Source organism: Salinivibrio costicola subsp. alcaliphilus, assembly GCF_001996185.1.
GTDB lineage: Bacteria > Pseudomonadota > Gammaproteobacteria > Enterobacterales > Vibrionaceae > Salinivibrio > Salinivibrio costicola.
In genome coordinates this window covers 1-24,533 of record NZ_MUFR01000043.1, presented here as the reverse complement: position 1 = coordinate 24,533, position 24,533 = coordinate 1, and the positions used below count along the sequence as shown (strand labels likewise).

Below are 24,533 nucleotides of genomic sequence, written 5' to 3'. Positions count from 1 at the left end.
GGTACAGATTTGTTTTGGTGTTGTAAAACATCAAAGCGAATACCACCCGCAAGTGGTTACATAACCCTTTACGGATGGTTCGGAGAGATGGTATCTACAAGCCGTGTTACTAAAGTTATTAAAGACAGGCTTGGTAAGCCGTAGCGACAGCTTGCGATTGATCCCAGTAGACTTTCAACTCATTACCAGCACGACCGCAGAAATCAGCGAATATGTTACACAGCGCTCATTTGGTCGCCAACTTTACTATGAGTTATCCTCAAACGAACTCCCTATTTCGCCACTAAGAAAACGCAGAGAAGACATCGAACATCTTGTCCAGCAGCTTGTTAGCCATTACGAGCGTCGCCACAATGTAACCCTCTCGATAGAACAAGTGGCATTGGAAGCGTTAATGAATTTTCGTTGGCCAGGAAATAACTCCGAGTTAAGAAACCGAATTGAGCGCATCTTGCTTAATCGAGGTTCAAACTTGATCAAACTGAGTGATATTCCTGAGGACATAAAATTGAACGCCCATCATCGTACAGATAATACGCCGATCATAACCCTAGAAGAAGCCGAGAAAAGAGCCATTGTTCAGGCTTGGAATCAATGTAATGGGAAAATGAACGAGATGGCCAAAGCACTGCAAATTGGACGCACGACACTATGGCGAAAAATCAAAAAATTTGGCTTACATGAACAGATGGAGTGGTACTAACGAGTCATATTAAAAAGTCATATAAAAAAACCGGCGTTGAACGCCGGTTTATACGTAGAGGAACGCTATGCCTGCAAAGACAGTTGGCGAATCTGAGCTTTGAGTCCAGGCAGCAGGCTAGCACTAGCGCTGAACTTACGAAGACCAATACCAAGTAACATCTGTGTTGCGTTCGGATCACCCGCCATCTCACCACACATGCTCACGGGAATACCAGCACGCTCACCGGCAGCACACGTCAATTCAATGGCTTTTAATACCGACGGTTCAAAGTAATTCACAAGCTCTGCGACTGCCGTATTGCCGCGATCTGCCGCCATAACATATTGCGTCAAATCATTGGTACCAATAGAAAAAAAGTCAACTTCTTGCGCCAACGCATCCGCATTTAGGACAGCAGCGGGTACTTCTATCATAATACCGACAGGAAGCTTACTTGCATCCATCCCTAGCTGCTGAGCTTGATGCGCCAACAATGCTTTCACTTTTTTTACTTCTTCAACCTGCGCGACCATGGGTATCATCAGTTGAATATTCGGCTGTACCTGAAACGCCTTTAAAATCGCGCGCAGTTGCGTGTTAAATAAAGCTTCATGCTTGAGGCACAAACGTACCCCTCTCAAGCCTAAAAAAGGATTATCTTCCTCAGGCATAGGATAAGCCGCTAGAGGTTTATCCCCTCCCACATCGAGACTACGAATGGTGAGTGGTTTATCGCCGAGCGCAGCGGCAATGTCTCGATAAACTTGGTATTGTTCATCTTCAGTCGGTAAGGCTTCACTGTCTTGGAATAGAAACTCGGTACGAAATAGACCAACACCTTCTGCCCCCGATGTTAACGCATTTTCCAAATCATTCGGTCCACCAATATTCGCTAAAACGGGAATAGCGATACCATCGCGAGTCATCGCCACTTGCTGTGCGCTCGCTAGCGCACTTTTTCGCGCGTTTTGCCATTCAATTTTCTGTGCGTCTAGCGCCTGCTGTATCTCATCTGACGGCGCAAACCATAAGTGCCCTTTGAAGCCATCAAGCGTCACCATTTGACCTGACCGAACGGCATCGAGACACCCTTGCGCTTTTACCATCGCGGGGATCCCCATCGCGCGAGCAAGTATCGCACTATGGGACGTTTTACCGCCTTCACTTAAACAAATACCGAGCACTTTTTCTTTATCTAATCCAGCCACATCCGAGGGCATAAGGTCATGGGCCAATAAAATACTTGGCTCCTGAATCTCAATGGCCTGAGGCTTGGCACCTGTCATTTCAATCATCACTTGGCGGGCAATATCATGTACATCAGCTTCACGTTCGCGCATGTATAGCGTCTCAGCATGACGATATTCTTCCGCCAGCGCGTGAAGGGTTTCTAGCCAAGCTTGCTCGGCAATCATGCCTGACTGAATATGCGATTCGACCGATTGCCACAATTCAGGGTCACTTAACATCATGCTATGCGCCGAAAATATGTCTCCTTTCGCTTGCTTTGCTTGACGTTGTAAACGTTGAACAACACACTCTATCGCTTGCTTAACATGCGTAATTTCATCGGTTTTATGACCAAAGGGACGATCGGGTACGGGTGGCATGTCACTGGTAAAAAGAACAACGGGCGCCGTTACAATACCTTCATTCACGCTAATCCCCGTGATCGCACCTTCAATGGTTTGCGCATTCACCTCATACTGTAATGCATCAACTTCATCGCTTTGATGTTCGAGAGCACCATCATCAACGGCCTGTTTTTCGCCAAAGTGATCATGTGCGAGAGCTTTAAATGCTGCTATCGCATCCACGGCTTGGGAACCAAGGGCATGTATGGTTATGGTCTCATTGCAACGGACACCAAGCTTCGCAATACTATTGAGACTTTTTGCATTGACCTGTCGGTCGCCCTTTTGTAGCCAGAGTTGACAGTCAAAGCGCGCCAGTGCGCCAACAATGGCGGCGGCTGGCCGAGCATGTAATCCATGCGGATTTTGCACGATCCAGTCGTATGTCAGCGCTTCTTTGTCCTGCTTCGCCGTTTGCGCGGGTTCCGCATTTGTTGATGGCTGATCACCTAGATGCGCTTGTTTTACACCCAAGGCATTCTGCGCTTCCTCAACCACGGTTGCCAACGGTAACCCTGCCGCTGCTGCCACCGATGCCGCCATCGTCCCTTCGACGATGGGCGCTGATATTAACGTCACACTTTCCTTTATTTGATCATCAAGGAGATCTAGCGCCATTTCTGCACTTAGCAATGCGCTTCCGAGATCCATCAAGACAATAACGCCTTTTTCATCATTCACCCGCTCTATCGCTTCCATGACAGCAATGGTATCGGTACCTATCGGGTTTTCAGGATCATCAACACCTGCAGCAATGGCGATATTCGCTTTGCCTTGGGTCATTTGGGTCGCTAATTCAGCGACCCCCTCAGCAAGGCGACGACTATGAGAGACAACAACAATTCCCACCATCTTAATTACCTGCTATTGCTTGCTTTAGTGCTTTAATCATTAATAGAGAGGACGTAGCACCGGGATCTTGATGACCGATACTGCGCTCACCTAAATAGCTCGCTCGTCCTTTTTTCGCTTGCATTTCAATGGTGGCTAATACATTCGCTTCTGCGAGCTCAACCATCTCATTATGTAAGTGATCAGCACTTGTGCCCTTATCTAACGATGCCTTTATACTCGTCAAAACCGGTAGCCAAACATCACACATGGTTTTGTCGCCTAATTCAGCTTTACCACGAGAAACCACACCATCGACCCCACTTTTTAGCGCGTCGATCAGCTCTTCAAAGGTTAATTGTTCTCGAGTCCCGACAGCCGCCGCTGTGCGAATAAATAACGTGCCATATAAAGGGCCACTCGCGCCTCCGACACTAGACAATAATGTCATTCCCGTATTTTTTAGAATGCTACCAATGTTTTGCTCGACAATTTGTGGCAGTTTTTCCGCGACTTTCTTAAAACCACGATTCATGTTGAGACCATGGTCGGCATCGCCGATATCACGATCAAGATCCGTGAGAAAATCTTGGTTGTCTTGATAGGTCGTCGCACACAACTCTAACCAGTGAATAATATGTGTTTTTTCAATTTGCATGTTATTTCCCCTGTTACCAGTTGATTGCGGCAGTATCAACGGGTGCATCAAAAAGTTCTAACATCTCTTTATCCGCTTTGAGTAAGGTGATTGACACCCCTTCCATATCAAGCGACGTACAGAAGTTACCTACCCTATTTCGTACGATGCGGAATCCCGCTTGCTCGCAGTTATGCGCTAGACGGCGATACACGCCGTAAAGCTCAGAAATTGGCGTGCCTCCCATACCATTGACCATCACGATGTAGTCATGATCGGCAGAAAAAGGCTCAATACTAGACACGACCTCATCCCATTCGCCTTCTTCACGATTCCAAATCCGTAACGTGCGCTGATAAGGTGCGTTTTCAGCGAGTTCAGCAAACATGTCATCCACCAAAGTATCGACGTCTGTGTATTGCATGCGTTTAATACCAGGCTCACCATGGATACCAACACCAAACTCCACTTCATTATCTTCTAAGATAAACGACGGCTTACCTGCGGCTGGCACGACACAAGCATTAAGCGCGACACCAAAGGATCGGCACTGGTTATTGACGCGTCGAGCAAGCGCTTCACACTGTGCCAACGTATAACCTTTACTTGCCGCAGCGCCGACTAATTTCTCCACTAACACAGTACCTGCCACGCCACGACGGCCAGCGGTGTAAAGGCTATCTTTTACGGCCACATCATCATCCACCAAGACTGATCCAACACTGATACCATCGGTATGAAGTAGCTCCACGGCCGTTTCAAAATTCAACACATCGCCCGTGTAGTTTTTAATGATAAAAAGCACGCCCTCACCGGTGTTTACTTGGTTACCACACTCATACATTTGATCCGGTGTGGGCGATGTAAAGACTTCTCCCGGGCACGCTCCAGTCAACATACCCTTACCAATAAAACCCGCATGCAATGGCTCATGACCACAACCGCCACCAGACACTAACGCGACTTGTCCTGGTGTTTCCTCATGCCACATATAACGAGGTTCGTAATTGGCCTTTAACTCAGGACGGGACAACGCGAGGCCTTCCATTTGTTGCAAGACAACATCATCGACTTGATTGATTAGCTTTTTCATCGTTCTATCTCATTCCATTTATTTTCACGTAGGGTATGAACTCATCTTAAGCAGAGAAAACAGGGGCTCAACAAAAATAATTTTGTTCCATAGTGGAACAATTTATCTTTTTATTTCGTTTCAATATGGAACATGAATGACGCAAACAGTCTGAATAGTGATCAATGCCATAAAGCAGGGTTTGTCGTTTTTTCTTTCGCGACGGATTTGACACTGCGGTCATAAAAGCTCTATTCAAATCCTCGATATCCTTTCTCGTTTGAGCTGTCAGTCCTAATATAGCGCCTTCCCTACAATGGTTTTTCATTGCAGAAAACACACAGAATAAAGAATAAAGGTCTGAATTATGGACAAAATAATTATTAGCCCCAGTAAATACGTCCAAGGTGAGCAAGTACTGAGCTCGATTGCACACTATGTAAAAAGTCTTGGTGAGAAACCATTAGCCATCGCTGATGCGTTCGTGACCGACTTGGTGGGTGCAGAGGTAAAACAGAGTTTTGCTGATGAAGAGATATCACTCGCAACCAATATTTTTAATGGCGAGTGTTCGCGTGCTGAGATTGAGCGCATCACCGATATTTGTGCGACACAGCAACATGATGTCATCGTCGGTATTGGCGGCGGGAAAACATTAGATACGGCAAAATCCGTTGCTTTCTATACCAAAATTCCCGTTGTTGTTGTGCCGACCATCGCGTCTACAGATGCGCCAACGTCGGCTCTCGCTGTTATCTATACCCCAGAAGGTGAATTTTCTGAATACTTGATGATTCCTAAAAATCCGGACATGGTGATCATGGATACGTCGATCATCGCTAAAGCACCGGTTCGCTTACTGGTTTCCGGGATGGGTGACGCGCTATCAACTTACTTTGAAGCTCGTGCAAATATGACGTCAGGTAAAGCAACCATGGCCGGTGGGCTTGCGACCCGGTCCGCGCAAGCGCTAGCAAAACTGTGTTATGAAACATTACTTGAAGATGGCTTAAAAGCGAAAATCGCAGTAGAAAATGGTGTGAGTACCAAGGCGGTAGAAAACATTATTGAAGCCAACACCTACCTAAGCGGTATCGGTTTTGAGAGCAGTGGCCTAGCCGGCGCACATGCCATCCATAACGGTCTCACCAAGCTTGAGGAGTGCCACCACCTTTACCATGGCGAGAAGGTGGCATTTGGTACACTTGTTCAACTCGTACTCGAAAACGCGGCAATGGAAGAGATAAATACCGTCCTCGCTTTCTGCCGTTCCGTTGGCCTACCGACCAATCTTTTTGATATGGGCGTAAAAACGCTGAATCATACGACGTTGCGTGCGGTGGCAGAAGCATCAACTGCTGAAGGAGAGACTATCCATAACATGCCATTTCCTGTAACGGCAGATAATGTTTATTCCGCAATTTTAACGGCGCATCAACTGGGTCAATAGTGCATCGCCTACCGCATAAATTGAGACATATCGGATCATAAAAAAACGCCCAGCAAGGTGGCTGGGCGGGAATGGAAGGTCAACCACTGGCTGACGCAACATCAGAACAAGAACATTGCACTGATAATTACGCAGTGCAATGTTTGTTGGTTCACTGGCAATAAAGGATTAATCAAACGGCGTCGAATCACCACGACCCTGGCGTCGAATTTCAGGCGCACCGTCGCTAAAATCGACCACCGTCGTTGGATGCTCACCCAACACCCCACCGTGCATGATCAAATCCACACTGTGTTCTAAATGATCGCGTATCGCTTCGGGATCGGATTCGGTGAAATCATTACCGGGCAGAATCAGCGAGGTCGACATTAATGGCTCACCCAAGGCTTCGAGCAAATCTAGGGCGATTTGATTATCGGGAACACGAATGCCAATGGTCTTACGTTTTGGATTCATCAAACGTTTTGGCACTTCTTTGGTCGCTTTAAAAATAAAGGTATACGACCCTGGGGTATTGTTCCGGATTAGCCGAAACGCAACATTATCCACCCGTGCATACAGTGAAAGCTCAGAAAGATCGCGACATAGCAACGTAAAATTATGATCTTTATCGAGATCACGAATACGGCAAATACGCTCTAGCGCTTGTTTATTCTCAAGCTGACAGCCAAGCGCATAGCCCGAATCAGTCGGATAAATAATCACCCCACCGTTTCGCACAATTTCCACCGCTTGCTTGATCAGCCGCGCCTGCGGATTCTCTGGGTGGACATAAAAAAACTGACTCATGGTTCCTCCTGCTGTAGCTTGACCACGTTTTGGATGCGCACCGCAACCCAGCGATAGTGGCCGACGCGCCGGATAATCCTTATTATCCTTCTATTGTAACGCGTCTGACTGGTTGCTATCTAGTTGATTTATTGATTGCTGTTTCTGCTCGGCAGCCTCTAACCATGCCCAATTCCACCAAAGCGGCTGGCAGTCTTTAGGCAGCCATAGATTTCGGCCTAGCTCTGTCCATGGTGAAGGGTAATGAAAATCTGAGCCCAATGAGGCCAATAAGCCATAGTCCCGCGCGTAGTCAGCGAGCAAACGACGTTCTTGTTGCGACTGCTGAGGGAGTGCGACTTCGATGGCATCGCCTTTCGCCTCAGAAAACGCCGTTAGCAGTCGCTTCAGCCACTTAGCCTTGAGTTTGTATCGGCCCGGGTGAGCGAGTACTGCCTGTCCACCGGCTTGGTGAATCACCTCAACGGCCTCTGCAATCGAACACCAATTTGGCGGCGCATACCCCGTATTGCCTCGAGTTAAAAAGCGCTTAAAACAAGCCTGCATGGTTTTCGCGTGGCCCTGCTCCACCAGCCAGCGGGCAAAATGCGCACGAGTTAGCGGTGCATCACCGGCCAGCTCACGTGCACCCGCTAACGCGCCTATATAATGCGAGCGCTCTAGCCGTGCAGCAATCAACTCCGCCCGTTGTTGGCGTCGCTCAGCTTGCTCGGCAATCAGCGCGATTAATGCCGGATGGTGCGGATCGATATTTAAGCCCACAATGTGAATATCAAAGTTTTGCCACAGAGTAGAAATCTCAATACCGCTGACCAAGGTAAGGGGCAGCGCTTGGCGGTCAATTTCTGCTTGCGCATCCACCAGCCCGGCAGTGGTGTCGTGATCGGTAATCGCCAACACCCCCACACGGCGCTCAACCGCACGCTGCACTAAATCTTGGGGCGATAAACGGCCATCTGAGGCCGTCGTGTGACTATGTAAATCAATGATCATGGTGTATCGGGTTTCCTTAATATGTCCACGCACTCTGGTGATGCTAACGCAAGCAAGTTAATGCACGTACGCGAACACTATTGATTCATTTGTTATTTTTTATGGTGCGCTTTTTCAGCACTTTTTCTGCATTCTTTTGGTTTTCCCCGTTGACACAGAGACAAAATATCAGTTTACTAGTACACAAGTTAACGCGCACCGTTTCTCGGTCTCGGAGAGCAAGATGGCGCTAAGGGTAACAGTCACAACGGAGTCTCGCAGCATGTATTTCAATACCTCGCCTCGCACAAAGGGCATTTACACGGCACCCACTGCAGTACTGGCCGTCAGCGCGCTAGCGACATCTATGACCTCTGTTGCGCTTATTGGGTGGCACGGCTCCTTACGGGCGGTGTGACAGGCTGTATCAACAGCTACCTTATTCACAACGCCCGCCACTGACGCGGGCGTTTTTGTCTCTGAGCTTTGCCATTAAGCGTTATCGTGCCACTACGCATTTAGCCACTAAGCATTTGGCCACTAAGCATTCAGCCACGGTAATCCACAACCATAGTTTAAAAGGATATTTGATGATTATTGTACTTAAACCCCAAGCCACTGAGCAGGACGCCAAAGGGCTACTCAACCAAATCGAGCAGTGCGGATTAAAACCGCTTTACATGCCAGGGGTTGAGCGCATCGTACTCGGCGCGTTGGGCGATGAACGCGTTTTGCAACAATGTCACTTTGAGGCCAACCCGCTGGTTGAAGAAGTGAAACCGATTTTAACCAAGTACAAACGCGTCAGCCGTGATGTGCAGCCGCACGATAGCGTAGTAAATATCGGCAATGTGCCTGTCGGTGGACAAGACTTTGTGGTCATGGCAGGCCCTTGCTCGGTGGAGTCGGAACCTCAATTGCTTTCCGTGGCAGAGCGAGTTAAAACCCACGGCGCTCGCGTGTTACGTGGCGGTGCCTTTAAGCCGCGCACCAGCCCTTATGATTTTCAAGGCATGGGAATAGAAGGGCTTAAGCTGCTAAAAAAAGCCAGTGAGCTCACCGGCATGCCAACCGTGTCAGAAGTGATGGAAATCAGCCAAGTCGATGCCGTGTGTGAATACATTGATTGCTTGCAAATTGGCGCACGTAATATGCAAAACTATGGCTTACTCAAAGCAGTGGGAGAAACTGGCAAACCGGTCTTGTTAAAACGCGGCCTTTCCGCCACTATCGAAGAATGTTTGCTGGCAGCGGAATATATTGTCGATGCGGGCAACCCTAATGTGATTTTGTGTGAGCGCGGCATTCGCACTTACGAAACCGCCACAAGAAACACCTTGGATTTAAACGCGGTGGCCTTTATGAAACAACGCAGCCACCTGCCAGTACTGGTCGACCCAAGCCATGGAACGGGTGTGCGAGAGCTCGTCACGCCGCTATCACGCGCGGCTGCAGCCGTCGGCGCAGATGGCATTATTGTGGAAAGCCATCTGAATCCAAGCGAGGCGTTGTCAGACGGTCACCAAGCATTGACCGGCGATATGTTCGCGCAGCTAATGCAAGAATTAACCCCCTTTGTTCAAGCGGCAGGGAGAAAGCTGTGAACACCCATCACCTCCAATACGGCGAGCTCGATACGCTCCAACTGTCGGTGCCTTATGTGGCCGATCCGACCGAGCTGTATGCCGCCGTGTGCCAAGATAAACCCTTTAGTATGTTGCTGGAGTCAGCTGAAATTGACTCAAAGCGCAACGTGAAAAGTCTGATGCTCGTTGACGCCGCGGTACGGATTGAATGCCGGGCGCAAACCGTAACCTTGCAAGCGCTGACCCATAATGGCGCCCATTTGCTCGACAGCATCAGGCAAAGTGCGGCGCTGCAAGCGTTACCTTGTGAGGCAGAAAGCACTGAGCGTAACAATCAGCCGGCACTGACACTGACATTCCGCCATCCTAACGACAATGGTGCCCTATTGGATGAAGACGCCCGCCTGCGCCAAGCGTCGGTGTTTGATGCGCTGCGCGTCGTTAAACAAAGCGTCGCGTTGGAGAACCAGCCTGACGATGCGCTGTTTATCGGCGGCTTATTTGCCTATGACTTAGTCGCCAGTACCGAAACACTGTCCAGCGTAGACGGCACCGAGAGCTGTCCGGATTATCTCTTTTATGTCGCCGAGAGCTTACTGGTGATTGATCACCAACACCGACAAGCACGCTTACAAGGCACCTTGTTTGGTGGCGATAATGCAAGTGCCCACTACGTGGATTTATCGCGCCGCTTGCAACGCATCAAAGAAGCCTGCTTATCGCCTGCGCCACTTCCCGACGCGCCCGTGATGACTGAACACTCAGTCGCAGTTTCAGTCTCCGATTCAAACTTTTGTCAGCAAGTTGAAGCGCTAAAAAAACACGTGATCGCCGGGGATGTTTTTCAAGTGGTGCCCTCGCGCCGTTTTACTCTCGCGTGCCCGTCGCCGCTCAATGCCTATCGCGCGCTGAAACACGGCAATCCTAGCCCATATATGTTTTATCTGCGCGATAGCGAATTCAGCTTATTTGGTGCCTCACCAGAGAGCGCACTCAAATATACCCAAACGACCAATCAAGTCGAAATTTACCCTATTGCCGGTACTCGTCGACGCGGAAAAACGGCCCAAGGCAGCGTTGATCACGACTTAGATAGCCGGATTGAACTTGAGCTGCGTAATGATGAAAAAGAAAATGCTGAGCACATGATGCTGGTCGATTTGGCCCGTAACGATGTTGCACGCATTAGCACGCCCGGCAGCCGCCACGTGGCCGATTTGCTCAAAGTGGACCGCTACAGCCACGTCATGCACTTAGTCTCTCGGGTGGTGGGTCAACTTAAACCCGATCTTGACGCGCTGCATGCCTACCAAGCCTGTATGAACATGGGCACGCTCACCGGTGCACCGAAACTTAGAGCGATGCAACTGATCCGTGATACCGAGCATTGCCGCCGCGGTAGCTATGGCGGTGCGGTGGGATATTTTACCGGTTCAGGCGACATGGACACCTGCATCGTGATCCGCTCCGCCTACGTTGAAAACGACCTTGCTACCGTGCAAGCCGGCGCAGGCGTGGTGTTTGATTCTGACCCACAAGCGGAAGCGGACGAAACCCGCGGCAAGGCGCAAGCCGTGATCCATGCGATTCAAGCTGCTCACCAAGGAGGCCAACCATGAGCACCCCGAAAATGGACATTGTCTTGCTCGATAACATGGACTCCTTTACCTATAACTTAGTGGATCAATTTCGCGCATTGGGTTACCCGGTCACGGTGTTCCGGCACCATTTAGATGCTGATGCCATTGTCAGCCACATTCGTGCCCTGCCCCAGCCGCTACTGGTGCTCTCGCCCGGCCCGGGTGCACCCGCCGATGCCGGCTGCATGCCCGCATTGATTGAGGCGTTACGCGGCCACGTGCCGATGTTAGGAATTTGTCTGGGCCAGCAAGCCATCGTTGAAGCCTACGGCGGTACAGTGGCAGGCGCCGGCACCATTATGCACGGCAAAGCCTCAGCCATGCACCACCAGCAACATGCGGTATTTGGTCCACTTGCCTCACCATTAACCGTCGCCCGTTACCACTCACTGGTTGCCACTGATGTCCCTGCCAACTTGGATGTCATCGCCACAACCTTTGATGGCAAAGATCAGAAAGTGATGGCCGTGGTTAACAACACCGACTATGTAGTCGGTTATCAATTCCACCCCGAATCGATTTTAACCGCGCAAGGGGCGGCGCTACTCACCCACACCATTGATTGGACGAGTGAATTTTACCAAGGCACTCGTGATTAATAGATAAACAAACCAATAAATAAAGAAACGAATAGAGATACAACACGTACAGCACCAATAAGTACGGACGTCAGGACAGACACATCGAGGTTAAATGCAGTGATGGATCAAGCAACCGTGGATCACCTACTAGAAGCGCTCTACCAACAGCAGTCGCTCAGCCAAACGCGCAGTGAACAACTATTTAGCGCCATTATTCAAGGCGAGCTCGAGCCTGCTCAATTAGCCGCCGCGTTAACCGCATTGAAGATTAAAGGGGAAACCCCCGAAGAAATCGCCGGCGCCGCGAAGGCACTCACCGATAACGCCGAGCCTTTTCCACGTCCCAGCTATCCGTTTGCCGATATCGTCGGCACGGGTGGCGATGGGGCGAACACCATTAATATTTCTACCACCGCCGCATTTGTGGCCGCTGCCTGTGGCGTGAAAGTCGCCAAGCACGGCAATCGCGGGGTCTCAAGCAAATCCGGCTCGTCGGATCTACTCGCCGCGTTTGGGATTGATTTGGCCATGCCTGCCGAGCAAGCGCGTGCGGCACTGGATACACTTGGCGTGTGCTTTTTATTCGCCCCGCAATACCATACCGGTGTGCGCCATGCGATGCCCGTGCGCCAAGCCATGAAAACACGCACCATCTTTAACCTGCTTGGGCCGTTAATCAATCCAGCCAAGCCCAGTATTGAGCTGATGGGCGTGTACGACCAAGCACTGGTGACGCCAATTGCGCAAACCATGCAAAACCTCAACATGACGCGCGCGGCCGTGGTTCACGGTGACGGCCTGGATGAAGTGGCGATCCATGGCCCTACGACGGTGGCAGAAATCACGCCAACGCAGATTGAGCATTACACTCTGACCCCCAGCGACTTTGGTGTATCCCAATACCCGCTGGACAGCATTGCCGGGGGCACGCCCGAGCAAAACCGCGAGATGATCCGCGCGATTTTGCAAGGTAAAGGCACAGATGCCCAGCAAGCGGCGGTAGCGATCAATGTCGCCCTATTGCTACGCTTATTCGGACAAGAAGATTTGAAAGCAAATACCCAACAGGCCTTGGACGTGATGGCGTCGGGCAAGCCTTACACCATCATGCAAGCGTTAGCACAAAGGAGCGCAGTATGACCACGTCAGCCCTCAACGACACTATCTTAGGCCGTATTGTCGACGACAAAAAACGCTGGATCGCCGCCCGCAAAAAAGTCCAGCCGTTAGATAGCTTTGTCGACCAACTGACGCCGAGCGATCGTGATTTTCGTGCTGCGTTAGCCGCACCGGGCTCGCAGTTTATCTTGGAGTGCAAAAAAGCCTCGCCCTCGAAAGGGGTGATTCGAGACGACTTTGATCCAGCAGCCATTGCGCAAGCATACAAGCCATTCGCCACGGCGATTTCGGTACTCACCGATGAAGACTACTTTCAGGGCAGTTTTGATTTTCTCCCCATCGTGCGTGACCAAGTTGATGCGCCGGTGTTGTGTAAAGACTTTATTATCGACCCGTATCAGGTTTACCTCGCGCGTCATTATCAAGCCGATGCGATCTTGTTGATGCTGTCAGTGCTCGACGACACCGAATACCGTGAGCTAGCCGATTTAGCCGAGTCTTTAAAGCTGGGGGTACTCACCGAAGTGAGTACCGAAGACGAGCTGGCGCGGGCCAATGCCTTAGGGGCGGTGGTGATTGGCATTAACAACCGTAATTTGCGCGATTTAAGTATTGATCGCGATCGCACCAAACGCTTAGCTCCGCAAGTGGGGGAAAAAGCGATCGTGATTTCAGAAAGTGGCATTCATAGCCACCGCCATGTGCGCGACCTCGCCGATTACGCCGACGGCTTTTTGATTGGCAGTGCCTTAATGGCAGAGCCCGATCTCACGCTTGCGCTACGTAAAGTGATCTTGGGCGATAACAAAGTGTGCGGGTTAACCTCAGCCGATGATGCCCTCGCCGCCTATGACGCGGGCGCGGTTTATGGCGGGCTCATTTTTGTTGAACACTCGCCGCGCGCGGTAACCCCAGCCGTGGCCGAACGTGTACAGCAAGGCGCGCCGCTTCGCTATGTGGGCGTGTTCCAAAACCACGCAATAGAGACAGTCGCAGCGCATGCCCATCAGCTCAACCTACACGCGGTGCAATTACATGGCGATGAAGATGCTACGTACTTACAAGCACTGCGCGAAAGGCTTCCGACCCACTGTGAAATGTGGAAAGCGCACGGTGTGTCTGATGTCGCCCCAGCGTTAGACGGCGTCGACGCAGACCGCCACCTCATCGACAGCCGAGTCGGTCAGCAATCTGGCGGCACCGGCAAAACCTTTGATTGGCACCTGATCCCAAAAGCAGCCAAAGACAAAGTGATGATCGCGGGTGGTTTGACGCCCGACAATGCCGCAAAGGCCGCTGCACAAGGCTGCTTAGGGCTCGATTTTAACTCCGGCGTCGAACATGCGCCCGGTGTGAAAGACGCCCACAAGCTTAACGCGGCGTTTCGTGCCCTACGCCGTTATTAATTGTCCAGAGATGAGTGATTACGCCGGGGTGAACGACGCACCTCGGCACCAAATTAAAGACGTAAAAGGATTATTATGAGCAAGCTTAACCCTTATTTTGGTGAATTTGGCGGCCAGTACGTGCCACAAATTTTGGTGCCTGCGCTCGATCAACTCGAGCAAGCGTTTATTGATGCGCAAGAAGATCCCACCTTTAAAGACGACTATATTCGTCTATTGCAAGAATACGCGGGACGCCCCACCGCACTGACGTTATGCCGTAATCTTACCAAGGGCACCAAGACTAAACTCTATCTCAAACGTGAAGATTTACTCCACGGTGGCGCGCACAAAACCAACCAAGTGCTTGGCCAAGCGATGCTCGCTCAGCGCATGGGCAAATCAGAAATTATTGCCGAAACCGGCGCCGGACAACACGGCGTGGCGACCGCACTCGCATGTGCGCTGTTGGGGCTAAAATGCCGCATTTATATGGGTGCCAAGGATGTTGAACGTCAAAGCCCCAATGTGTTTCGCATGAAGCTGATGGGCGCAACGGTGATCCCCGTGCACGCGGGCTCCTCGACCCTCAAAGATGCCTGTAACGAGGCGATGCGCGACTGGTCTGCCAACTATGATACCGCGCACTACTTGCTCGGCACCGCGGCCGGCCCTCATCCTTTCCCGACCATTGTGCGCGAGTTTCAACGCATTATTGGCGAAGAAACCCGCGAACAAATCCTGCGCGCAGAAGGCCGCTTGCCCGATGCGGTGATCGCCTGTGTCGGCGGCGGCTCAAACGCCATTGGCATGTTTGCGGACTTTATTGAAGACAAAGACGTGCGCTTAATTGGCGTGGAACCGGCCGGTAAAGGACTCGATACCGATCAGCACGGCGCACCCTTAAAACACGGTAAGCCCGGGATTTTCTTTGGGATGAAATCGCCATTAATGCAAGATGAATATGGCCAAGTAGAAGAGTCGTATTCCGTGTCTGCGGGGTTAGATTTCCCGTCCGTGGGACCTCAACATGCCCACCTCAACGCCATTGGTCGTGCTGAATACCCGGCGGCCACGGATGACGAGGCGCTGGAAGCCTTTCAATCACTGGCGCGTAATGAGGGGATCATTCCCGCATTAGAAACCGCCCACGCCCTGGCACACGCGCAAAAAATGATCGCCGCCGACCCCAATAAAGAGCAGATATTGGTGGTTAATTTATCGGGCCGAGGCGACAAAGATATTTTTTCGGTTTATGAGATTTTAGAAGGCAAAGGAGAGCTGTAATGGCGGCACCATCAACGCGATACTCATCAATGTTTGCAAACTTGGATGCCAAACAGCAAGGCGCCTTTGTTCCCTTTGTGACCTTGGGGGATCCGAATCCTGAGCAATCGCTCGCCGTGGTCGATGCCTTGATTGAAGGTGGCGCGGATGCCCTAGAGCTCGGCATGCCATTTTCCGATCCGCTCGCTGATGGGCCGACCATTCAAGATGCCACCATCCGAGCGCGGGCAGCCGGCACTACACCCGATACCTGTTTTGACATGTTAGCGACCATTCGTGCCAAGCACCCCACGATTCCCATTGGGTTATTAATGTACGCCAACTTAGTCTATGCACGGGGTATCGAAACATTTTACACCCGCTGCGCTGAGGTTGGCGTCGACTCGGTGCTTATCGCCGATGCCCCGATTTCTGAATCCGCCCCCTTTCGTGATCACGCCCTAGCGCACGGTATCGATCCGATTTTTATCGCCCCACCCAATGCGGACGATAAAACCCTCGCCAAAGTGGCCGAGCTGGGTCGTGGCTATACCTATTTGGTATCGCGCGCCGGGGTAACAGGTGCGGAAGCCAAAGCCGGCACACCGGTCGAGCACTTGCTAGGCACCCTACTTCATCATCAAGCACCGCGCCCGCTACTTGGGTTTGGTATTTCAACCCCTGAGCAAGTCAAGGCAGCCATTGTGGCCGGAGCCGCCGGTGCAATATCAGGCTCAGCGGTGGTGAAAATTATTGAAACCCATCAGCACGACGTGCCGACTATGCTCAACGCGCTTACTGAGTTTGTCCGAGCCATGAAAGCGGCAACAGCACACGCCTCGTAGCTTTCAGTCGCTTGTCGTCATCAGTACCGATAGCAAAAAGCCCACCAGGCAAGTCGTGCCATGGTGGGCTTTTTTTACAACAGCGGACTAAACATATAAAAAAACTGCTCGATAGGTTTGAGGTAAACCGGCCTTTGTTGCCAGCTCTCAGGGTTCACGCGCGAAGACTGAGCCAGATAATCCTGATGTAATTGGTTAATAGCAGCACAAAATTCAGGGTCATCGACAGTCAAAGTCAATTCAAAGTTTAACCATAGGCTGCGCATATCAAGATTTACCGTTCCCACTAAGCAGTACTGCTCATCGACAAGCACTGACTTGGTATGCAATAAGCCACCGCTGAAGCGATAGATGTTTATCCCCGCTGACATCAAGTCCTCAAAAAATGAGCGACTCGCCCACTCCACCATCAGCGAATCATTTTTTTCCGGCACAATGATCGTCACTTTCACACCGCGTTGCGCCGCGGTTTGCAGGCTGACCATCAGGCCTTCACTGGGGACCAAATAAGGCGTGGTAATCGTAATACTGGTTTCCGCTTGGTGAATGGCCAAGGTGAGCACTTGTTGGATCATTCCCTCAGGCAATCCAGGCCCTGACGGAATCGCTTGTACGGCATGATTGGCATGTTGATGATCTTCTATCATCAAGCATTCGGGCGCACTGGGCAGGTCACGAATGCCGGTTTCAACTTCCCAGTCCCAGGCAAATACGCTGCTAAGCACCGATACCGTCGGCCCCGACACGCGAACCATCACATCGACCCACTGACCAACACCCGCATTTTGCTTGAAAAATCGTGGATCGACCATATTCATCGAGCCGGTATAAGCCAGTTGGTTATCGATAATAACCACTTTACGATGCTGGCGAATATCGAGGCGACGAAAGAACATCCTGAACGGGTTCACCGCCAGTGCTTCTATCAGCTCAACCCCGGCCTCGCGCATCGCATGAGGCCATTTACTACGGAAAAAAGCTTTGCTCCCTGCAGAATCCAACATGATCCGCACTGGAATGCCCTGTTTTGCTTTATCGCACGCCGCCTGCGCCACCTCATCAGCGTGCCCGCCCGGATGCCAGATATAAAACACCATATCCACACTTTTTTGCGCCTGACGAATGTCGAGTGCCACAGATTTAAGGATCTCTGCCGGTTCCGTTTTCAACGCCAATTGATTGCCCGTGAGCTCAGGGACACCAATTCGAGCATGACAGAGCCGGTTCACATGGTGGGATTGCTCATTAATATGATGGGGACGGTGCGCGGGACACGCTTGTAAACTTAACAGCCACTGACGATAAGGCTCAAACATCGCTTTCGCCCGCACGGCTCGGGTTTTCCCCAAGTTCAATTCTCCAAAAAGCAGGTACGCAATCACCCCCACAATCGGCAGAATATAGATAATCATCAGCCAAGCAATCGACACGCCCAGTGCGCGTCGCTTGAATACCACGCGTATCGTTACACCCGCAATTGTTAACCAGTACAGTAACAACAACAGTACGGTAAGGATTTCGTAGACTTTTTCCATGCCCAAGTGCACACCTTGATAGTCATTAATAAAGGGTTAACCCGCTAGCTCTTCCATTCTGCCTAGGTTATGAGCGGGTGCAAGCAACGTCTTGTCTTTAGGTTACGACACAATCAGACTCGACAGTGAGTTAACGCACATCATTGGCGCTTATCTTAGCGCAGTCAGTCATATTATTGTGACAACTCACCGCAATGTTACTAGATTGTTAAATAAGTAATTGCAGCAGAGAAAGTCACTGTGATACTCACTATAGGTAGCGAATCGCGCTTGTCACTGTCGAAGAAGTCATCACGAGCAGGAAGAATATGGGGAAATTATGCTTATTTTAGGCATTACATACGGCAAGATCTTCAAATTCTACGCATAAACTGTTTTACTTACGAGTCTTTGAGCTAGGAATCACTCATCCAAGTTCGTAATAAAAAGTTTACACCTTTGACAGTTTCATCAACGACGACATCTTGAGGTGTCGTTAAAAAAAATCAATTAATTATCGCAAACGATAACGAGTAGGTATGGCAAACACACAACGCGCACAATTTTCATCCCGCATTGGGTTTATTTTGGCGGCAGCAGGCTCAGCCATTGGGCTAGGCAACATTTGGGGATTCCCTACCCAAACCGCCTCTAACGGCGGCGCCGTTTTTCTATTCATTTATCTGCTAATGGTTTTTATCCTAGCGTACCCTCTTTTAATAGCAGAACTCACTATTGGTCGTTACGGTAATGCCAACCCTGTTCGCTCTTTGTCGTCGGTTGCCGGCGGACACAAGTGGTTGGGCCGCCTGCTCGGCTTAGTCGGTATGCTGGGAGCGACGGGTATTCTGAGCTTCTATGCCATTGTCGCTGGCTGGCTGGTCGGGTTTATGGTCTCGCCTTTACTCACCGCATTGGGCTTTACCGAAACAGCAACCTGGTTAGAATCATTTAGCAATACCCGAAATCTGGTATTGATGCTGTGTTTTATGGTGCCGACCATCCTGGTTGTGCGCAATGGCATTGCTAACGGTATTGAACGTTGGTCATCCCGCCTTATGCCCGTCCTGTTTTTGTTGTTCGTGGTCATGGTGGTGTACATTTTGTTCCAACCGGGTGCGATCGACGGTTTAAAAATGTACCTGATCCCCGATATGTCACACCTGTCACCTAGCCTGGTTGTGAGTGCCATGGGGCAAGCCTTCTTCTCGTTATCGCTCGGTGTCTGCGTGATGATGGTCTACGGCTCTTACTTATCCAAATCTGCCAGCATTCCTAAAACGGCCGCGCAAGTTGCGCTACTCGATACGGGCATTGCCTTTACCGCGGGGCTACTGATCATGCCCGCCATGTTTGTGGCACAGCACAATGGGGTGGCGATATACAGCGAAGCGGGCGAATTGCTGAGCAGCGACACCCTGGTATTTAGCGTATTACCGGCCATGTTTGACACCATGGGCTCGGCTGGCTTATTCATCGGTTTTGCCTTCTTCCTGCTCATGGTGATTGCGGCACTCACCTCGGCGATTTCCATGCTTGAAGTGCCTGTCGCCTGTGCGACCGAAGAGCTGAAACAATCACGAGAAAAAGCGGTCTGGTGGATAGGTGGCCTGATCACCGCCGCCTCGGCCATCATCGTCTACAACTTTGGCGAGCTGTTTGGCTTGGTCGTCACCGTGACCACCGAATACGCACAGCCAATTCTCGGCCTACTGTTTGCGCTTGTCGCCGGTTGGCTATGGCACCGCAACGAAATATTAAAAGAGTTGGTGCAAGGCAGTCCTGAACTGGGCGACACCTGGTTCTGGAAAATTTGGCCCGGCTATGTGCGCGTTATTTGCCCCATTTTAATGCTGTTGGTCTTCGGCTGGGATTGGGTTTAACGCTTATCGGACCAATAAAAACTTGCCCGAATGCTGTGTTAGCGGTCACAATTCTTATCTTGTACTGTAAAAAAGGGGCGCATTGCCCCTTTTCAATAAGATGTGAAGAGAGCCATGTCTGACAATAAAAACAACTGCCCACGCGGCCAACTGCTGCTTCGTACATTAGCGATGCCTGCGGACACTAACGCCAATGGTGATATTTTTGGTGGCTGGATTATGTCTCAGCTCGATCTGGCCGGCGCCATTTTGGCGAAAGAAATCTCAGGCGGTCGCGTTGTGACTGTCTCAGTCAATGACATTACCTTTAAATCACCGGTGAGCGTCGGCGATGTGGTCTGCTGCTACGGTACCTGCCAACGTATCGGCAATACGTCGATAACCATTGAACTCGAGGTATGGGTTAAGCCCGTCAGCCATGATGAAATTGGTGATCGTAATAAGGTCAGTCATGCAACATTTAACTATGTTGCCATTGATGAGAACGGCCGCCCTCGCGCGATCAAAAAATAAAAAAAGAGGGCCTGTTTGCTCAACAGGCCCTCTTTTTTCACGGTGAATCGTGGTTACATGTTTTTACGCTCATCGATGCATTCATCTGAGCCCATTTCAAACTCACGACAAATCCAAGGCCGATTTTCATAAATCGTGCACATAAACGTGTCTCGATCAACCGCCGAGCACCAACCATCGTCAAGCCGTTTCATTACCTCTCCGCCCCAAGCATCGATTTCAATATGCTCTCTCGGTACACCGGTATCAGTAATCAGCATCACCTCTAAGCGACAGCAACACGCTTTACACGTCGCGCAGGTAACATCGGAGGTTGGCACGTTTGTTACTTCAATAGTCATAAACAGCTACATGTGACTGGATTACTGGCATCCTACGCTAAATTGACCGTGTTGACGAACCAAGGCTCTAAGATAGAAGGGAGTTTAAGATAGAAAGGAGTTTATGTGTTTGACTCACTGAATTGCTACACTTGGGATCACAACGCATTCAATTCCCACGGCAAACGCGCGGCCTACATCATGCGCTTGGTGCCCAAAGATGCCAAGTTCAGCAAAACGCGCCTGCTGGCACTAAGAAAGCTCGGCCAGAACCTGGCGGTGGTCGACGAATTACTGAAAACACACTATCCGGAGGCGTTATAAGGAGTCGTTTTTATTGAGGACGGTGAACATGACGCCTCGTACCTTTATTGTGCCATTGTGCACCGCAGGCGCTAGGTGATTAATAGTGATATCGGCAAGATAGGATCGTAATAGACCTATCATCCACGGCGTAAACCAGCCGATTGGTATCATCAATACGCCGCGACCAAAAGCCGGTCAGGTTTTCTTTTAGTGCTTCGGGCTTACCTATTCCCTCGAATGGCGTTCGTTTTACATCGAGGATAAGCTTGTTGATTCGCTTGAGTGTTTTTCTATCCTGACTGTGCCAGTAAACGTAGTCACGCCACGCATCATCCGTCCAACAAAGTAAGCGACTACTCATCGTCATCGACTAACGCGTGCTCCATCGCTTTCCCCATCTTGTACTGAGTAATAGAGCGATTTAGGTGCTCAGCATTGGCGGATGAGCGCAACAGATGAACGGTTTCCATAAGGCTGTTGTAGTAGTCAAGCGACATCACCACCGCATCCTCTGCATCACGTCGGGTAATGACAGCGGTATCAGCGTCATTAACCACTCCATCTAATACCGTTTTGAGGCCATTTCTCGCTTCAGTAAACGAAATGATTTTCATCGGATCACTCCTATTCGTACAACATCGAAGTATAGAGCAACAAACCAGACATGTACAACTTAAAGAACATGTTTAGTGGTTATTCGCTTAACACAACCGCCCCGCAGTGACAGCGGGCCAAGTGTTCGGGTTGGATGGATGTTTGACCGACTTGTTTTATCATGCGCTTACCTGCTTAGTTTCATGGTTATCAAACGGATAGACTTTCTCAAAGCGCTCTAACACCAAAGGGGATTGGGTTGTAAACGGCACGCCGAGTGTTCGCCCTTCCTGCTCAAAAAATGCAAGATGTGCCTGCCGCCACCACGCATAGCTCTTGTCGCCTTCACCTTCCGCTGCGGCAAATTCAGCAGTCACTTGATCAAACGGGCACTCGCTCACTTCAGTTACTTTAATAATACAAACCGGCTGCTGCGCCCAGTTAAGCACCACAGTTAAACGGCCCACTTGTGGGTAGGGTTCGTTTTCTATCTCATAGCAGGCTTTTAAGCTGCACGATGCGCGTTTAATGCCTTGGTCAATCAAACGAGCGCATTCATTGGCGTTGTATTCATCCGCGCAAAAGTACTCGGCAATGGTTTCAGGCACGGCCTGACGTTCTTCGTCACTTAAAGTGGCAAGGTAGGCGTTTAAGTATTCCTGTTGTTCTGTATTCATTAGCATCCTTGATCTTTCTACCTAATTCGCGGTTTGGCACGTTGCGCGAGTTATCAACAAAGTAGTTTTAGCCGTTTAATTCGCACGTTTGTTTCTTTTACATTGCCAGCTATCGTAGTCATCGCCGATTTGCATACGTGATGCTGACAACGCTTCAACGTCGTACTGAAATCGTCGTGTGCCATTCCATGCCGGTGTAATGTATACGGTTTCAATATCGGAGATATAATCTTGACTGAAGCTGTCTTTGCTCTGAAACTCAAACGGATTGTAAACCAACTTAATTGTCTCGTTGATTAACTCCCATTCACCTGTCGCATCATATAAAAAGTGCGCATTCTTTTCGCCAAGAAAATATTCAACACGTCCTTGTAGTGAGAACGCGTTGTTATCTTTTAATGTCCATTGCTCTTTGTAGACTTTATCACCTTGCATGGTAAACGAGCATGTCCACTGCCCCATTAGGTTCTGCTTTTTAATGGGGAGCTCTGCAGCCACAGAACTAAAACATGGCAGCATTGCTGTGAATGTAAAAAAGAGAACACAGTTACTTTTCACACAAACATTCCTTTATACGTGTTTCTTGTAAATAGTCATCCTCATGCTGCTAGGCACGCAGATGAGGAAGCTATTTGACAGTGTTATCGCTTATTCCACATCGAATTGGTCACTACTTGGACGTAACTGACGCTGGAGGCCTGATAAGAAGTTTCGCAGCACTTGGTCTTTGCACTCTTTATAGTGCTTATTATCCGGTTTACGGAAAAAGGCACTGAGCTCATGCTTACTTAATCGAAAATCGGCAAGCTGCAGAATATCTAAAATATCGTCTGCTTTTAAGTTCAAAGCAATGCGTAATTTTTGAAAAACGATATTATTACTTAGCCTTTGCTCTGGCTTAGGCTGCTCACCGTCTCGTTTACCACGTTTAAGGTTGATAAAGCCATTCAGAAATATCGCTAGTTCTGTATCGCTAAGTTTAACAAAATATTCATCGTCTTCTTTTTTCAGCCAGCGACTGACTTGATCATTGGTCACTGTATAATCGGCTAAAGCGAAGATCTCAGTTGTTACATTATCTTTTAAATCAAATGTATAGCGTACACGGCGTAAAATGTCATTATTGGTCAAAATAGTTCCTAGTCTTAGGTAAATCCAGTGCTATCAACGTGAAAACTGGAAGACATGGATCATATCAGGTTTACTCTCTATTCCCTATCAATTGTGTTCATTTAAGGCAAAGTCATCACTTCAGGCTTGACTGAGCCTCATCGTCCTTCTTCGATAGCAGGCGATCCAAACTGCGTAATAAATCGCATTAAAAGAATGAACCTGCACCGTTGGTAATATGACGGTGATCGTAAGTTCAATGCTCAGAGACGGCGTAATGTGAGATAAAAACCTCGCCAAAAACGAGTGATTGACGACGCACTTCTTGGCGTATGGATTCTTAACGGACTCAGAAAAATCGTAATGATCACGCATGTCTATATCCTTCATAAGTCGTTATCGTTTGTCCGCTGGATGATTAACCCCATCATTTGTTACAACATCACCTAAATCAAATGGATTTACCCCGTTTAAGCAACCCACATTAAAACCATACTCACTTGGATCTGAACGCCTTTGGTGATGTGTATAAATACCGCAGTTTGAGCAGAAGTAATGCTTTGCTGTATTCGTATTGAATTGATAAAGTTTTAAATGCTCTTTACCTTTCAAAATACGAATGCCATCCAATTTTACTGAGGCTACTATTGCTCCTTTACGACGGCATATCGAGCAATCACAACGCCTAGGCTTTTCGATGCCCTGTGGCAAGTGCAGCTCAAACTCGACTGAACCACAATGACATTGAGCTTTGTGAAACTCTTGAATTACTGTGCTTCCAACTTCCTTGATCATCCGTAACTTCCTAGTTTTCTAACGCTTGCAGCATGCGCACCCTTGGAATGGAGCCAAAGGCGCAATTTAAAGGTCAAAGGGCGCCGCCGTGCTTGGCCGTGTTATGTGTTTAGATCCCTACAGTACAGGGCATATTTTTCGAAATCATTCCGGCTGTAGGCGCCCTCTGCGAGAGTCAAAGGTTCACCATTTAGGAAGCGCTTGTGATGGATATACGGCTCTAACGAATCCCCCCCGGTGTCAGGATAGTTGTCCAGATATTGAATCGCGCTAAAATCCAGCTATGGAGGGCTAATGGAGGACACTATGCCGAGATATTCCGAAGAAAG

The 24,533-nt window shown here is 49.6% G+C and carries 24 protein-coding genes and 1 pseudogene; 12 read left to right on the top strand and 13 right to left on the bottom strand.

Annotated elements, in window-relative coordinates; genetic code table 11:
• Positions 1 to 94: 94 nt before the first annotated feature.
• Positions 95 to 703: pseudogene (locus BZJ21_RS13060) on the top strand (helix-turn-helix domain-containing protein); the annotation flags it as partial.
• A gap of 65 nt (positions 704 to 768) precedes the next feature.
• On the opposite strand, the gene ptsP reads toward BZJ21_RS13060, so the two are convergent.
• From ptsP to dhaK, 3 genes are read right to left on the bottom strand one after another with little or no spacing between them, the layout of a single operon-like run.
• Complete coding sequence (gene ptsP / locus BZJ21_RS13055; RefSeq protein ID WP_077669997.1) at positions 769 to 3,171, bottom strand: phosphoenolpyruvate--protein phosphotransferase; 2,403 nt, start codon at positions 3,169 to 3,171, stop codon at positions 769 to 771.
• A gap of 1 nt (position 3,172) precedes the next feature.
• Positions 3,173 to 3,808, bottom strand: coding sequence for a dihydroxyacetone kinase subunit DhaL (gene dhaL / locus BZJ21_RS13050; protein WP_025673984.1), 636 nt, complete (start codon positions 3,806 to 3,808; stop codon positions 3,173 to 3,175).
• A 13-nt stretch (positions 3,809 to 3,821) separates the two neighbouring features.
• Positions 3,822 to 4,880, bottom strand: a complete 1,059-nt coding sequence (gene dhaK / locus BZJ21_RS13045) for a dihydroxyacetone kinase subunit DhaK (protein ID WP_021024313.1) — start codon at positions 4,878 to 4,880, stop codon at positions 3,822 to 3,824.
• Positions 4,881 to 5,226: 346 nt separating this feature from the next.
• On the opposite strand from dhaK, the gene BZJ21_RS13040 reads away from it, so the two are divergent.
• Positions 5,227 to 6,309 carry a glycerol dehydrogenase gene (locus BZJ21_RS13040; protein WP_077461037.1) on the top strand — a complete coding sequence of 361 codons (1,083 nt, stop codon included), beginning with the start codon at positions 5,227 to 5,229 and terminating at the stop codon, positions 6,307 to 6,309.
• Between the two features lie 168 nt (positions 6,310 to 6,477).
• Here the strand turns inward: BZJ21_RS13040 and BZJ21_RS13035 are convergent, their stop codons facing one another.
• Both BZJ21_RS13035 and rnm read right to left on the bottom strand, forming a co-directional pair.
• On the bottom strand, positions 6,478 to 7,098 hold the full coding sequence (locus tag BZJ21_RS13035) for an L-threonylcarbamoyladenylate synthase (RefSeq protein WP_077577260.1): 621 nt from the start codon (positions 7,096 to 7,098) through the stop codon (positions 6,478 to 6,480).
• A gap of 90 nt (positions 7,099 to 7,188) precedes the next feature.
• Positions 7,189 to 8,091, bottom strand: coding sequence for an RNase RNM (gene rnm / locus BZJ21_RS13030; RefSeq protein ID WP_021024310.1), 903 nt, complete (start codon positions 8,089 to 8,091; stop codon positions 7,189 to 7,191).
• Positions 8,092 to 8,660: 569 nt separating this feature from the next.
• Between rnm and aroF the strand changes: the two genes are divergently transcribed.
• The 7 genes from aroF (at position 8,661) to trpA (ending at position 16,492) form a co-directional block, all read left to right on the top strand.
• Positions 8,661 to 9,674 carry a 3-deoxy-7-phosphoheptulonate synthase gene (aroF, locus tag BZJ21_RS13025; RefSeq protein ID WP_077461176.1) on the top strand — a complete coding sequence of 338 codons (1,014 nt, stop codon included), beginning with the start codon at positions 8,661 to 8,663 and terminating at the stop codon, positions 9,672 to 9,674.
• Positions 9,671 to 11,275, top strand: coding sequence for an anthranilate synthase component 1 (locus BZJ21_RS13020; RefSeq protein ID WP_077669996.1), 1,605 nt, complete (start codon positions 9,671 to 9,673; stop codon positions 11,273 to 11,275). Before aroF ends, BZJ21_RS13020 begins: the two co-directional genes overlap by 4 nt.
• Positions 11,272 to 11,895, top strand: a complete 624-nt coding sequence (locus tag BZJ21_RS13015) for an aminodeoxychorismate/anthranilate synthase component II (protein ID WP_077669995.1) — start codon at positions 11,272 to 11,274, stop codon at positions 11,893 to 11,895. Before BZJ21_RS13020 ends, BZJ21_RS13015 begins: the two co-directional genes overlap by 4 nt.
• A 102-nt stretch (positions 11,896 to 11,997) precedes the next feature.
• A complete protein-coding gene (gene trpD, locus BZJ21_RS13010; protein ID WP_394329761.1) occupies positions 11,998 to 13,017 on the top strand; it encodes an anthranilate phosphoribosyltransferase in 1,020 nt (339 codons plus the stop codon).
• Entirely contained in the window at positions 13,014 to 14,402 is a 1,389-nt protein-coding gene (trpCF, locus tag BZJ21_RS13005; protein WP_077669994.1) for a bifunctional indole-3-glycerol-phosphate synthase TrpC/phosphoribosylanthranilate isomerase TrpF, read from the top strand. The genes trpD and trpCF overlap by 4 nt, the downstream gene beginning before the upstream one ends.
• A 75-nt stretch (positions 14,403 to 14,477) precedes the next feature.
• A complete protein-coding gene (gene trpB, locus BZJ21_RS13000; RefSeq protein WP_077461030.1) occupies positions 14,478 to 15,668 on the top strand; it encodes a tryptophan synthase subunit beta in 1,191 nt (396 codons plus the stop codon).
• Positions 15,668 to 16,492, top strand: a complete 825-nt coding sequence (trpA, locus tag BZJ21_RS12995; protein WP_021024597.1) for a tryptophan synthase subunit alpha — start codon at positions 15,668 to 15,670, stop codon at positions 16,490 to 16,492. The genes trpB and trpA overlap by 1 nt, the downstream gene beginning before the upstream one ends.
• Before the next feature lie 74 nt (positions 16,493 to 16,566).
• Here trpA and cls read toward each other — a convergent pair whose 3' ends face one another.
• A complete protein-coding gene (gene cls, locus BZJ21_RS12990) occupies positions 16,567 to 18,027 on the bottom strand; it encodes a cardiolipin synthase (RefSeq protein ID WP_077461026.1) in 1,461 nt (486 codons plus the stop codon).
• Between the two features lie 518 nt (positions 18,028 to 18,545).
• Here cls and BZJ21_RS12985 point away from each other — a divergent pair.
• Both BZJ21_RS12985 and yciA read left to right on the top strand, forming a co-directional pair.
• Complete coding sequence (locus BZJ21_RS12985) at positions 18,546 to 19,889, top strand: sodium-dependent transporter (RefSeq protein ID WP_077669993.1); 1,344 nt, start codon at positions 18,546 to 18,548, stop codon at positions 19,887 to 19,889.
• Positions 19,890 to 20,003: 114 nt separating this feature from the next.
• Positions 20,004 to 20,402 carry an acyl-CoA thioester hydrolase YciA gene (gene yciA, locus BZJ21_RS12980; protein WP_021024595.1) on the top strand — a complete coding sequence of 133 codons (399 nt, stop codon included), beginning with the start codon at positions 20,004 to 20,006 and terminating at the stop codon, positions 20,400 to 20,402.
• 53 nt (positions 20,403 to 20,455) lie between these two features.
• On the opposite strand, the gene BZJ21_RS12975 is transcribed toward yciA, so the two are convergent.
• Positions 20,456 to 20,743: a YkgJ family cysteine cluster protein gene (locus tag BZJ21_RS12975; protein ID WP_021024594.1), complete on the bottom strand. Its 288-nt coding sequence runs from the start codon at positions 20,741 to 20,743 to the stop codon at positions 20,456 to 20,458.
• A gap of 105 nt (positions 20,744 to 20,848) precedes the next feature.
• On the opposite strand from BZJ21_RS12975, the gene BZJ21_RS12970 reads away from it, so the two are divergent.
• On the top strand, positions 20,849 to 21,046 hold the full coding sequence (locus BZJ21_RS12970; RefSeq protein WP_077669992.1) for a hypothetical protein: 198 nt from the start codon (positions 20,849 to 20,851) through the stop codon (positions 21,044 to 21,046).
• Positions 21,047 to 21,125: 79 nt separating this feature from the next.
• On the opposite strand, the gene BZJ21_RS12965 is transcribed toward BZJ21_RS12970, so the two are convergent.
• The 6 genes from BZJ21_RS12965 to BZJ21_RS12940 all read right to left on the bottom strand — a co-directional run bounded on the left by BZJ21_RS12965 (position 21,126) and on the right by BZJ21_RS12940 (position 24,201).
• Complete coding sequence (locus BZJ21_RS12965; protein WP_201788226.1) at positions 21,126 to 21,395, bottom strand: Txe/YoeB family addiction module toxin; 270 nt, start codon at positions 21,393 to 21,395, stop codon at positions 21,126 to 21,128.
• On the bottom strand, positions 21,382 to 21,642 hold the full coding sequence (locus BZJ21_RS12960; RefSeq protein ID WP_077669991.1) for a type II toxin-antitoxin system Phd/YefM family antitoxin: 261 nt from the start codon (positions 21,640 to 21,642) through the stop codon (positions 21,382 to 21,384). Before BZJ21_RS12960 ends, BZJ21_RS12965 begins: the two co-directional genes overlap by 14 nt.
• 159 nt (positions 21,643 to 21,801) lie before the next feature.
• Entirely contained in the window at positions 21,802 to 22,299 is a 498-nt protein-coding gene (locus tag BZJ21_RS12955; protein WP_021024590.1) for an ASCH domain-containing protein, read from the bottom strand.
• Positions 22,300 to 22,374: 75 nt separating this feature from the next.
• Positions 22,375 to 22,761, bottom strand: a complete 387-nt coding sequence (locus BZJ21_RS12950; protein ID WP_077461021.1) for a hypothetical protein — start codon at positions 22,759 to 22,761, stop codon at positions 22,375 to 22,377.
• Between the two features lie 186 nt (positions 22,762 to 22,947).
• Positions 22,948 to 23,430 carry a YehS family protein gene (locus BZJ21_RS12945; protein ID WP_021024588.1) on the bottom strand — a complete coding sequence of 161 codons (483 nt, stop codon included), beginning with the start codon at positions 23,428 to 23,430 and terminating at the stop codon, positions 22,948 to 22,950.
• Positions 23,431 to 23,805: 375 nt separating this feature from the next.
• A complete protein-coding gene (locus tag BZJ21_RS12940; protein ID WP_174566348.1) occupies positions 23,806 to 24,201 on the bottom strand; it encodes a GFA family protein in 396 nt (131 codons plus the stop codon).
• Between the last annotated feature and the right edge of the window lie 332 nt (positions 24,202 to 24,533).